Origin of the sequence: Sphingobacterium olei (assembly GCF_005048855.1) — a bacterium.
Lineage (GTDB): Bacteria > Bacteroidota > Bacteroidia > Sphingobacteriales > Sphingobacteriaceae > Sphingobacterium > Sphingobacterium olei.
Genome location: NZ_SUME01000005.1, coordinates 182873 through 195910 on the forward strand (window position 1 = coordinate 182873; position 13038 = coordinate 195910).

At 42.1% G+C, this 13038-nt stretch carries 9 protein-coding genes; all 9 read left to right on the forward strand.

Going from position 1 to position 13038, the window contains the following annotated elements; translation table 11 throughout:
- Positions 1-108: 108 nt before the first annotated feature.
- Positions 109-1839, forward strand: coding sequence for a tetratricopeptide repeat protein (locus FAZ15_RS13320; protein WP_136901812.1), 1731 nt, complete (start codon positions 109-111; stop codon positions 1837-1839).
- 166 nt (positions 1840-2005) lie between these two features.
- Entirely contained in the window at positions 2006-2491 is a 486-nt protein-coding gene (locus tag FAZ15_RS13325; protein WP_136901813.1) for a hypothetical protein, read from the forward strand.
- 517 nt (positions 2492-3008) lie between these two features.
- On the forward strand, positions 3009-4427 hold the full coding sequence (locus FAZ15_RS13330) for an exopolysaccharide biosynthesis polyprenyl glycosylphosphotransferase (RefSeq protein WP_238387250.1): 1419 nt from the start codon (positions 3009-3011) through the stop codon (positions 4425-4427).
- A 25-nt stretch (positions 4428-4452) separates the two neighbouring features.
- Complete coding sequence (locus FAZ15_RS13335; protein WP_136901814.1) at positions 4453-5208, forward strand: hypothetical protein; 756 nt, start codon at positions 4453-4455, stop codon at positions 5206-5208.
- Positions 5209-5240: 32 nt separating this feature from the next.
- The gene (locus FAZ15_RS13340) at positions 5241-6875 is read left to right on the forward strand and encodes a hypothetical protein (RefSeq protein ID WP_136901815.1); all 1635 of its coding nucleotides are present in this window, start codon (positions 5241-5243) and stop codon (positions 6873-6875) included.
- A gap of 366 nt (positions 6876-7241) precedes the next feature.
- On the forward strand, positions 7242-8000 hold the full coding sequence (locus FAZ15_RS13345; RefSeq protein ID WP_136901816.1) for a tyrosine-protein phosphatase: 759 nt from the start codon (positions 7242-7244) through the stop codon (positions 7998-8000).
- A gap of 60 nt (positions 8001-8060) precedes the next feature.
- A complete protein-coding gene (locus FAZ15_RS13350) occupies positions 8061-8870 on the forward strand; it encodes a polysaccharide biosynthesis/export family protein (RefSeq protein ID WP_136901817.1) in 810 nt (269 codons plus the stop codon).
- Positions 8871-8885: 15 nt separating this feature from the next.
- On the forward strand, positions 8886-11255 hold the full coding sequence (locus tag FAZ15_RS13355) for a GumC family protein (RefSeq protein ID WP_136901818.1): 2370 nt from the start codon (positions 8886-8888) through the stop codon (positions 11253-11255).
- A 40-nt stretch (positions 11256-11295) separates the two neighbouring features.
- Complete coding sequence (menD, locus tag FAZ15_RS13360; RefSeq protein ID WP_136901819.1) at positions 11296-13035, forward strand: 2-succinyl-5-enolpyruvyl-6-hydroxy-3-cyclohexene-1-carboxylic-acid synthase; 1740 nt, start codon at positions 11296-11298, stop codon at positions 13033-13035.
- Positions 13036-13038 lie beyond the last annotated feature (3 nt).

Below are 13038 nucleotides of genomic sequence, written 5' to 3' on the forward strand. Positions count from 1 at the left end.
ATTTATCCGGTAAGGAGTTTTTAAAAGTTGACATTTGTCAATTCTTATTTCGTTTTCAGGTATTTAATTTCATATGTTATAACGTACATTTGTAACTTGTTAACCGCTATGTATAAATTAACCTTTACCCTTCAGATTCGGGTATTTATTTGTTGTATCTTAGGTATATGCTGGAGCTGCCAGGGCGGGTTCCGGGGTAGCGAACCCAGTGTACAAGATTTAGATGCTGTCTTCGCGATCCCGGTCGATTACGGAAAGGATACGGTGGCACTAAGTCAGCAGTTTAGCGTACTTATCCAGAAGGCTCAGGACGAAAATGAAGAACAGTTGCTGTGGGCCTATTACCTGCGTATGGCAGATGGACATTCCATAGCTAGCGATGCGGTCAATGCCAGAAGCGATGAGTTTTTTCAAAAATCTAGATCCATTGCCGAGGAAATCGACCGACCCGAGCTTTTGCTCATTACAGAGGCCCGCAATGGGCACTATCAGTTTATTTATCGCAAAGTCTCCGACGCCATTCCTTACTTTTTGCGTGCGTCTGCCCTTTTAGATGAGGTCGATCTGAGCCAGGTTCCACAGCTCGTTACGCATATTAATTTCCTGGCCCATTTTTTCAGTTACATTGGCGATCATAAGCGGGCCGTCCGTAGTTTAGAGCGTGGATTGCCATTTGCTGCAGCCGCCAGTCGGCAGCAGATCGATATGTATAATTCCATGGCCGTTTATTTGAAGCGCGATGACAGGCCCGAAGATGCTGCGCATTATTTTACTAGAGCCCTTGAGGTGGCCCGTCAGGCGAAGGATACCGTGTGGATCGGTATCGTATTGGGCAATCTGGCCAATATGAAATATCAAAATGGCGAAGTAGAAGAAGCTATTGCTGACCTCAAACAGAACATTGCCTATTCCATACATTACCATGAACAACTGGATGCGATGCGCTCGCTGATTGAACTGTCTGAGATATATGTCGAACAAAATAGATATATGGAGGCCAGGTCTGCGGTACAGCAAGCCATTCCCTATATAGAAGACAAGCCTTATTTTTTGGTTTATAAGCTCAGGGTATCCAAGTTATTGGCCAAGATTGCCCACTATGAAGGAGATCTGGACTTTGAGCTGGTGCAGCTTAGCCGTGCCATTCGGTTGCAGGAGGCACTTTCGAAACGTGAAGATGCCGAGCATCTGCAGCGGAGTTATTGGCGGTGGAAGAGCGAACGGGATCAAAATACCTTAACCGCTCTTGCCGAGGAGAAAGCGCAAAATCGCATTTATTCCAAGATTGGTCTTTTTATCCTCTTTCTGATTACGGTAATCGGGGGGCTTCTCGTGGGGCGGTTCCGTCAAAAGCTGAAAACGCAGGCTATTCTAGCAGAAAAGAGGCGTATCGAAGAAAGTTTTGAAAAACAGCAGATGGGTGAGGAGATTGTTGTGCTGCGGAGTTCTTTAGAAGAGTTTACCAATACTTTAAAGATCAACGATCTGCTTATACAGAAGTTAAAAGACGAAAATCATCAGGGAAAAGTTGTCGACTCATTGGAGTCCTTAGAAGATCTGCTTGATTCGCACCTGATGACAGATGCACGTTGGCTCAAATTTAAAGCCCTCTTTGATCGGGTACATCAGGGTTACCTTGCAAAGCTAAAGAGACTGCATCCGCAGCTTACGGAGAATGATCTCCGAATTATCGCATTACAGAAACTGGAGCTTAGCAACCGGAGTATGGGTGATATTTTGGGTATATCGGTAGATGGTGTCAAAAAGGCGAAACAACGGCTGAAGAAAAAGCTGGATGTAGATATATTTCTAGCGCTAAGCACGCTCGATCAGCAATAGTGTTTTTACGTTGTCCTTTTTAATGTGTTATAAAACAAGGGCTTATGGTGATGTACTCTTTTTGTCCCCCGTCTAAAAGAGCCGAAAGTAGATCATTTTTATCATGTTTGTAGCCGAATTGCTACAATATCAAGTAAATGAAAAGAATGAACAAGTAAAATAAGAAATGAATACCGTTTTTATCCTAAGCAGTGGCATCCTATCATTCGGTGCACTTTTCTTCATCCATCAGCTCACGCTCAGTAAACGTTTGCAGCGATTTGCAAATTTGCGTATGCGTATTTTGAAAAAGGATGAAGATAGGGAACACAACAAAACAACGGGAACCTTTTTGTTTCATATGGAAGCGACAGATAGAAGGCTTTGTAAGGTCGTCATCGCAGCTATTCGTTTTCCGGGGACGAAGCTTCAGGTTCATATTGCGGATCAACCTACCATTGTTGTGAAAGATCTTTACGAGCCGCTTCCTGTTTGTGCTGTTGGATTTAGCTGTGATCGCGATAAGCTTGAGCGCATCAGCGACAGGCAGTGCGCTGTGGAAGTAGAAGGGTATATGTTTTTGGAAAAAGAGCAACAGGTGCCGTTTATCTATAAAGTGAACATGCGGCTACAGCCTGCTCTGCAAAGTAATGCGATGGAAGTAATGGCTTAAATTCTACCAAACGTACATGAACCTTTCAGGGTTAAAAACGATTTCCTAAATTACTTTGAAGTTTAATTTATTTAATTTTTCTTCTTTTGTGGAAAATAGAGTATTTATACTGTTTGTTTAAGGTATAATTGACAATTTATTGATGAATAATTCACATTATCTTAAATTTTACATCGAATTGTTATTTTATTGTTAATATAATCTGTGATTTTTGTCACTTTTTTTGAAAAAATATATAAAATTTAAAAGAAAATGGGAGGTTTAATGTTTATTTTATAAATATTTTATATTTTATTTACAAATATTAATTATATTTGTGACATTACATTGTGAAAGACATTTTTTATCAGGATTATTAGCCGGAATATTAAAGAAGGAGAAGGATTGATCAGGTAGCCCTACACTATTAAAGCAATCTAACTACTTTCTCACTTGGTAAAATGTAAAAATTTAACGGCATCATTTGTTGTGATTTCGTTATAGAATATTTGTTGTATAATATTAAAATTTTTGCATTATGCATAAGTACGTCCAATCTCGTATGGCCATTTGTTTAAAGATGCTACTGATATCCATGGATATGGTGCTTTTAAACGTACTGTTCTTTTTTACAGTCGGCTTGGCTACCTATTACCCGGTATTAGATCCGCAAGGTACATTACAAGCTAATCAACAGGCGATCTGGCTTATGTTCAACATGACCGGATTTGTTGCTGCACTGATGTTTAGAATGTACAGTGACGATAGCATCGAGCGCCTGGAGAATATGTTCCGTACCACCTGGAAGGGTGGCGTGACCCACATTCTTATTTTTTCGATCTCTGTAGAGCTCGATCAGCGCGTCGGTGGGATGCTGATCTTTCTAGTCAGCTTAGCTACAGTAATGGTTTTATACTACATTATCTCGCGCATGTTTATGACCTATGTCTACACCGTATTTCCGAAGCGGTTCAATTGGTATAAGCAGGTTGTGATTATCGGTAATGGCGCTTATCTGGCACCTGTTGCCAATTACTTCGAGCGTCACCGCCCTTTTTACCATGTCAATACCATACAATATAAAGATGAAGAGATGCTGGCGAGTAAAGAGGAAAACCTGAATCGCTTCAAAAAATATTTTCAGCAGGTATCTACGGCAGGTATCCACGATGTATTTATCGTGACCTCGCCCGATATGTACAGCTACAGCAAGGAATTGGTGCAAGCGGCCGATCATCAATGTGTACAGCTTAATTTCGTACCGGCCATGACCGCCAATATCAGCTATTCGGGTACAGCAATGCCTTCAGTCAGCATGGAGCTTCCTGTTATCCAGTCGCACGGCGAGCGCATGTCCAATATGGAAAACCGCGTTAAGAAACGTCTGATAGATATGCTCATCTCCGGTCTGGTCATCGTTTTCCTACTCAGCTGGATGGTGCCATTAATCGGGCTGCTGATTAAGTTGCAAAGCCCGGGGCCTATCTTCTTTAAGCAATTGCGCTCGGGTCGTAACAACAAGCCTTTTTACTGTTACAAATTCCGCAGCATGGTCGTCAATAAAGAGTCCAATGCCAAGCAGGCAACCAAAGACGATAAGCGGGTTACGGCGATCGGTAAGTTCTTGCGCAAGAGCAGCCTGGATGAGTTTCCGCAGTTTATCAACGTGTTCCTCGGCCAGATGTCTGTCGTAGGGCCACGCCCGCACATGCTATCGCATACCGAGCATTACAGTCAGTTGATCCAGCACTATATGGTACGCCAATTTGTGAAACCCGGTATCACCGGCTGGGCGCAGGTCAATGGATACCGTGGTGAAACGAAGGATCCCGAATTGATGGCACGCCGTGTAGAGCACGATATCGACTACATGCAAAACTGGTCGGCCATGCTCGATTTCAAGATTGTCTGTATGACAGCGATCAACATTGCCGGCAGGGAAAAAGATGTCTATTAATTGACTAAAAAACCACTTATTATATATGAACAGATTATACATGAACAAACCAATTACAGTGCGTAAGGCAGCGATCAGATTGTTGCTTGCGTTGTTTGCTATACTGGGCGTTTCCTCGCTGCAGGCAAATACAGTAGAAAACCGTCAGGATAGCATTTACAACGATTCCACATTTCCCTTATACTTGGGGGTGCACGTCGGAACTACCGGATTTGGGCTGCAGTTGTCCACACCGCTGGGCGATCAATTTGGTGTACGTTTAGGGGCTAGTTTTATGCCATTTAATACCAGTATCCAAGGCAATTACAGCACCCGCGAAACCGAGTCCGATGTCAAAGTTAGGGCACACAATATTTCGGCCTTATTCTCTTGGACACCGTTTTACCAAAGCGCGGGTTTCTTCCGTTCGTTTGCGGTCAATGCCGGGGGCGCTTTCTTCTATAACCTGGATGGTGAATTGACGACCAAGCTTGCAGAGCCTTACCGTCACGGCGATATCCTGATCGACGAAGATGAGGTCGGCGAGATCAATACGGATATCAAGTATAAAAAAACCATTTCTCCGTATTTAGGCGTTGGTTTCAACGATATCAAGCTGGGTGACGGTTTCTCCCTGCAGGTAGATTTGGGATCCTATTACCTTCCTAAGCCAAGCGTATCCATTACGGGGACGGGTTTGTTAGAAGGCAATGGTGGTAATGCCGCTACTGTGGAAAACAACATCAAGAACTACCGCTTTCTTCCCCGTGTAGAGGTAGGTGTAAGCTACCGGATTAGATAAGTCATTCTTAACGCAAATAAAGAAATAAAGACATGAATTTTAAAAAATTACCCATATACGCCATGACCTGCACCCTGCTTTGGGGCGCCATCTCATGCGAGAGTCCATTGAAGGACTTCAACCTTGTGATCAGCAGCGAGGTGATCAAGCATTCTGCTACGCTGCAGGTGCGGGATACAGGCAATGAACCTGTCAACAATGTAACGATCAAGTTGCTTTCGGGTGATACCGAAGATATCTACAACCTCAGTGGATACAAAGATTTTAAATTAAACGGCGACATGGTCACCTTTGGCGTCGATCCAAAGCGTACACCTACAGCGGCTAATCCCATTACGTTCCGTATCGAGATCAGCGGAGCGGGCTATTTAACTCAAGTTGTTCCGGTGACCATAGCCGATGTGTCTACAGGTATCCAACCGGTGCAATTGGTTAAGCCAACGGAAGTTCCCGATGGTGTTGAAGTCATTGTAGAAAACATACAGTTAGGCGCCAATGGCACCTTAGCAGCGGCCACTACGATTGTACTTGACAAAGAAGGTGAAGGAACAAAAGGTAATATTGATATTTCTTTACCAGCAGGACTTCAATTTAGAGATGCGAGCGGCAATGCCATTGTCGGCGGCGTCTTAACGGCCAATGTTTCCTCTATCGATGCAAGCGATCCAGCAGCCTTAGCCTTATTTCCGGGTGGAAAGCTAACATCAGATGCTGTTGTCGGTCCAAACGGAGAAACGCAATCAGGAACGTTTAATCCAGCCGCTACGACCGTGATCAAAATGTCTGTTGGTGGTACATCCGTACGTCAGTTCAGCGCGCCTATCGCAATTTCGATGGGAATTAATCCGGATTTCGTCGATGCAACAACAGGACAGCCTGTTATGGCCGGTACGCAGTTATCGATCTATAGCTATGACGAGAGCGATCCAAATGCCGTGTGGAAATACGAGAAAAATGCAACCGTTACCGGCTCCGCAGCTACTGGTTACTCCTTGAATTTCGATATCGATCACTTAACGACATTTGTAGCAGGTAACTTTGTAGCTTCATGTGACCCAGTAAGCACCATCGACTTTACAGCAGATTGGATGGCACAGGGCTTTACTTACCCGTTGGTGGTACAAGCTGTACAACATGGCAATGTAATTGCGAGCAGCACATTCTCCATTAGCGAGAGCAACAAGACAGCAGCTTTAGCCTACTTACCAGCAAATGCCGGGGTACAAATTGTGGTTCGTAATAACGACGGCGATATCGTAGCCCAAGCGCCTTTGGCAGCCTGCGGTAGTGCGACAACGATCAATCTTCCGGATCCGAATCCGGTTATTGAGCCTAAGGTAACCTTACAGTTGTATGTACGTTGTCCGGGACAAACCAATGTGCTTACCGTATTGCCAACCTTCGAGTTGCAGTACCGGATCGCAGGAACAGGTACTTTTGAATATCTGGGTCAAGTAACCAACGGTTTCTTACAGACTACACTGTTAAAATCCGATGGTACACGATATGACTTCCGTGCCGTCTATAATGACCGCGTGAAGGTTGTGAATAATAAAACAGTAAATGAGGATAATACCGGTACGGTAGGTATTGGCGCCAATGATATCATTGGCGAGAAAGCAGGTGCGACGAACTTGGCGATCCTTACCGAAGAGTGTAAAAATTAATAGTAAGTAGTAGATAGGGAGGGCTGTTAAAAGTTACGACGTCATTGCGAGGAGGAATTTTTTCTCCGTCATTGCGAGGAGGAACGACGAAGCAATCTAAGCAGCCCTAATCCCATCTAAGAATAAAAGAAAGCTCCGTCACTGCGAAAGGCAACCCTCTCTGTCATCGAGGAGGTAGTTTTTCTCCGGTCATCGCGAGAAGGAACGACGAAGCAATCTTTAAGAATTAACAAGTGTATGCTTGTTATTGTAGGGGAATATTCCGGCCGACCGGCTTCGGCCGGATATTTCAATACAATTGCAAATTACCTAAAATTTACAAATAGGCAGATTCGCAGATTCGCGAATTCGCAATAACAAAAAAGCATGTTCTCCATCTTCAACCGAAAACGTCAGCATACCGATCTCAGCTGGATCCAAGTGGATATGCATTCGCATATTTTACCCAGTATAGATGATGGTTGCAGAGAACTAAGTGAGAGTTTGATCCTCTTGGATCGTCTCCATGCGGTGGGGTTAACCCAGTTTTACTTTACCCCACATATCTTTCGAGAACTATACCCCAATACCCCAGCTACGATTGCTTCGGCTTTTGAACAGGTTCAGACAGCAAGTACATCAACTGTAAAGGTTGGCTATGCGGCCGAGTATATGGTGGATACAGCTTTTGAGCAGCTTTTACTTGATCCGGAGGTCGAACTGCTTACCTTACCCGGTAAGTATATTTTGATCGAGATGTCGTATATGCAGGAGAGCAAGCAGATTGAGAAGACCGTGTTCGATTTACAGGTTTTGGGTTACAGGCCTATTTTGGCCCATCCCGAGCGTTATATTTTTTACCATCAGCAACCCGAGCGCATTAAGCATTTACGGGATATCGGTTGCCTGCTGCAGGTTAACCTGTTGTCGGTATATGGGTATTATGGGCTTAATGAGAAGCGCATGGCACGTTACCTGATGGATAAAGGATGGATCGATTTGATCGGTACAGATGTACATCATGAACGTCACGTCAAGGCAATAGAATACGGTATAAAAAAAGAAGATATTTCAGATTATTTTAAGAAGTGCAAGATCCAAAATCAAAGCCTATTTACAGGCATCAGCTCGGCGAAAATAATATAAAATAACATATGGAACATAAAAACTAAATCCCCATCCCCTACAATAATGAATAAGTATAACATGAAAAAAATTAAGCCAACATCCCAACGGTGGTTGCAATTGTTATTTCCGTTGTTGCTGTTACTGTTGATGAACAGCTGTGTAGTTACGAAGAAAACGGTCTATTTCAACGATCTCTCATCCGATACCCTATTAACAAATCGTATAGCAGCCAAATTCGAAGAACCTCGGATCCAGGCCGATGATATTCTGAGCATTCAGGTCACAACGATCGATCCCCAAAGTACCCAGATTGTTAATCAGACTATGGCGACCCAAGCCATAGGTGCATCTTCGTCGACAAATACGGGAAACCAGATGATTTCCGGCTTTGTGGTCGATAAAGAAGGTTTTGTGCAGCTTAATTTATTAGGTAAGATAGAAGTTGCGGGGTTGACAACTTTTGAAGCCCGTAAAGCAATTGAGACACAAGCGCAGAAGTATTATAATAATCCCACCGTTCAAGTACGTTTTGCAAACTATAAAATCACCGTATTGGGCGAGGTGAATCGTCCGGCTACCTATACCGTTCCGAATGAAAAGGTAACCATTTTTGATGCCTTGGGTTTAGCGGGAGATTTGACCATCCACGGCAAACGTGAAAATATTTTGTTGGTACGCGAAGAAAGTGGAACAAATGAACTGGTGCGGCTAAACCTCAATGATTCCCAATTGCTACAGTCCCCCTATTTTTACCTGAAGCAAGGCGATGTACTTTATGTAGAGCCGGGGAAATCAAAGGTGGCACAGACCAATGCGCAGCGCACACAGCTGATTGCTATCGCATCCTCGATTATTTCATTATTGGTGACATTGGCTGTTAGGCTTTAAGATACTTGCATTATTATGAATAAAAATAAATCAGACTGGGAAGACGAATTCGAATTCGAAGACCGGAAGTCGGATAATAAGGAATTGCTTCGTTTTATTGGACGTATTTTAGCCAATTGGTATTGGTTTGTACTCTGCGCTATAGCAGGGTTGCTTGTGGCATTTATATACTTACGTTATACGGTCCCTACCTACAAAGTTCATGCAAAATTGTTGGTCTCTGATGATAAAAAGGGCGGTGGTATGATGTCTTCTTCTTTGGGAGATTTATCCGGTTTAATGGGGGCCAAAAATTCCGTAGATAATGAAGTGGAAGTATTGCGAACAGGAGATCTGATGCGTGAGATGGTTCTTGCTGAGCAGGCATATATATCCTATTTTAATACCGGTAAAGTACACAAAATTCCTATATTGCGGAGCCCGTATATGGTTAATCTATTGTCAGATCCGGATTCGATAAGGAAGTCGATTAATCTTAAAATTAATCAATTAGATAAGCAGGAGCTTGAATTGTCAAATGCGGATACGTCCTTTCGCGTGAAGGTTAGTAGCCCTTTTAACATTAGAGAAGTCGGAACTTTAATGTTGACACCGGCTTTAGGCAGTTATGATGTAAATGAGACTTATAGTTTTTTGCTAACGCCAGTTCGTAAAGTAACTGACGGACTTATGGGGGCATTAACGGTAGAGGTGACGAATAAGTTGGTTTCGACAATTGATTTGACTTTTGAAACTCAATTACCGAAGCAAGGGGAACAATTTTTACGAACGCTAATTCAAAAATATGTAGAGCTAAACTTGCACGATAAAAATGTAATTGCAGATTCTACTTTGTCATTTATAAATACCCGTCTTCGCAGTATTACAGAGGAATTAGCCAGTGTTGAGGACAGAATATCAGGCTATAAAAAGAGTACGCAGTTAGCAGATATTTCGCAACAAAGTCGGATTCTATTGGAAAGCTCAGCAGATTATACTAAAATCTTAGCGGAGGCGGAAACGCAATTGGCTATGTTGGACGCCATGTCTACCTATTTAAAGGATAGTCAAAATCCTCGGGTAGTTCCTTCTTCGGTTATACCGCAAGATGTAGCCTTTAATGCGCTGATTTCACGTTATAATGAATTGGTGTTGCAACGTGAGCGTTTGCTCATGGCAAATACGGAAGATAATCCGTTGGTACAGAATGTGACATTCCAGATCGCTAATTTGCGTGCCGATATGATCAATAATGTGGCAACAACGCGTAGATCACTTGAATTAAATAAGCAGAGTCAAGTTGAATTGGCCAAGCGCGTTACTTCGCAAATACAGCAAGTTCCTACCATCGAACGAGGGTATATAGATTTGGCTCGTTTGCAACAAATCAAGCAAGCACAGTATATTTTCTTACAAGAAAAATGGGAGGAAACAGCCATCGGACGCACAGCCAATGTATCCAATTCGAAGGTAATTGATTCACCAAAATCGGAGGAACTTCCCTTTGCGCCAAATCGTAAATTGGTTCTCGCATTTGGATTAGTTGTGGGCTTACTTGTCCCTTTTGGAATTTTGTACGGAAAAGACTTATTAAATGTACGCATTCAGACAATTAATGATGTACAAGAGGGTTCACATTTATCCATTTTAGGAGCTATAGCCCACTCTGACGAGCATGACCAAATAGTAGTGACAAAGACTTCGCGTTCTGCAATTGCGGAACAGTTTCGTGCTTTACGTACGAATTTGGAGTTTTCTCTGCAGGGAGGTAAGACGATTTTGTTTTCTTCTTCGATGTCTGGTGAAGGGAAGTCTTATGTCGCATTAAATCTCGCGGTTTCCTTGGCTTTGTTGGATAAGAGGGTATTGCTAATGGAACTTGATCTGCGGAAGCCCTCTGTCACTGCTAAGCTAGGATTGGCCGCAGGAAAGGGGTTTTCGCATTATGTGGTACGACCTGATATGCGCTTAGAAGAAATTGTCATGGCTTCTGGTGCGCATGAGAATGTGCATCTGATTCAAGCTGGTGCCATTCCTCCAAATCCAGCGGAATTATTGGTACATACGCGCACGGAACAATTGATGAGTCAACTTAACGATCAATACGATTACATCCTAATGGATGCACCACCTGTCGGTATGGTAACCGATGCGCAGCTCCTATCGCGTTATGCGGATGCTTGTCTCTATTTAGTTCGTCAAGGCTTTACGTATAAGGAACAATTACGTATTCCAAATGATTTGCAGGCAAAAGGTAAAATCCATCCTATACACCTCGTAGTTAATGATGTACAGGCTAAGGGGGGCTATTATAGCAATTATGGGTATGGTTACGGCTACGGTTATGGTTACGGAGATTATGGACAAGTAACGAAAAAGAAAAAGTGGTGGAAATTTTGGAAATAATAGTTTCCGGTTATTTAATGATTGAATAGAAATTAGTATTATGTATTCTGATAACCCATTAATTTTAAATTTACTCTCTTTATTAAAGCAATTTGGTATAAGGAGGATTGTTATTTCACCAGGAAGTAGACATTTTTCTATTATTCACTCGATGGAGAACGATCCTTTTTTTGATTTGTATTCTGTGGTGGATGAACGTAGCGCAGCCTTTTTTGCTTTGGGATTGATACAGCGGTATAATGAACCTGCTGCTGTATGTTGTACCTCAGGCACCTCGGCCATTAATTACGGTTCGGCCGTCGTAGAGGCATTTTATCAGCGTTTGCCACTGCTGTTGTTAACCGCGGATCGATTGCCGGAATTTCTAGGGCAGATGGAAGACCAAATGTTTAAGCAAGATGATGCTTTTCATCATTTTATAAAATATCATGGTCAACTCAAGCAAATTTCTAATTCATTCGATGAATGGTTTTGTAATAGAGTGATTAATGAAGGCTTACTAGCACTGAACCATCATGGGCAAGGGCCAGTACAATTAAATATTCCGATTGAAAATCATCATTTGGATACCTTCGCGCAAACAAATTTACCTGCCGTAAGGAAAATAACTCGGTATTTTTCATACGAAAGAACAGAGGTTTGGAATGGGATTGCTAATTCTTTACGAGGTAAGAAGGTTATGATTATATGGGGACAAACGCATCATACTGCCCCGGAATTGAGAGAGGTGTTTAATACTGCTGTCAAACAACTTGGTGCAGTCGTCCTAACAGATAATCTATCTAATTGGAATGGAGATAATACACTGGATGATACTTTTTTATTGTTACGCGCATTAAAACGTAGCGAAAAGAGCGAATTTTCACCCGATATAGTAATATCGATGTTTGGAAATTATGTATTTAATGGAGAGATAAAAGGACTTCTTCGACCACTCGGTAAGAGTTTTGAGCATTGGCTTATTGATCCCTCTGGAATAATATGTGATCCATTTAAACGACTTACACGTATTTTCGAAATGAGAGAAGATGTTTTTTTTAGTCAAATTCTTACCGCTGGGATTGAAAGTAAAAGTGATTATTATGAAAAATGGAAATTAATTTCAGATATTTTGGAGGAACCAAAGGTTCCCTATAGCGAGCTTTATGCAATTGGTGATTTTATAAAGTCCTTGCCGAAAAATGTGGATTTACATATTGCTAATAGTTCGCCAATTCGCATGTTTTCGACATTTAAATTGGATCCGACCATCAAAGTTTATTGCAATAGAGGTGTAAATGGAATTGATGGCTGTATGTCAACCACCGTAGGATTTTCTGCAAATACTGATAATCCTGTATTTCTCGTCATAGGTGATCTGACATTTTTTTACGATATGAATGCTCTGTGGAATAGACATTTAGGTTCCAATATACGGATATTGCTTTTGAATAATGAGGGTGGCGCTGTTATGCACATGCCTCTTCACGACCGTATGGCAAGTATTTTACCTAAGCATGTTTCGGCGGGGCATGGCACATCTGCAAAAGGATGGGTGGAGTCATTAGGTATACGTTATATTTCTGCAACAAATGAGAGAGAATGTCAAGACGGTGTACAGATATTAACAGACAATTCATATACGGGTGCAGTTGTTTTGGAAGTTTTTACACAGAAGGAATCTGATGTGAAAATTTTAAAAGAGTATTTTAAAAGCTTAAATAGAGAAACTCTTATGGACAAGGTAAAGATGAAAGCTTCATCTAAGATTAAAGGAGTTTTGAAACATTTTAATATTTAAGCA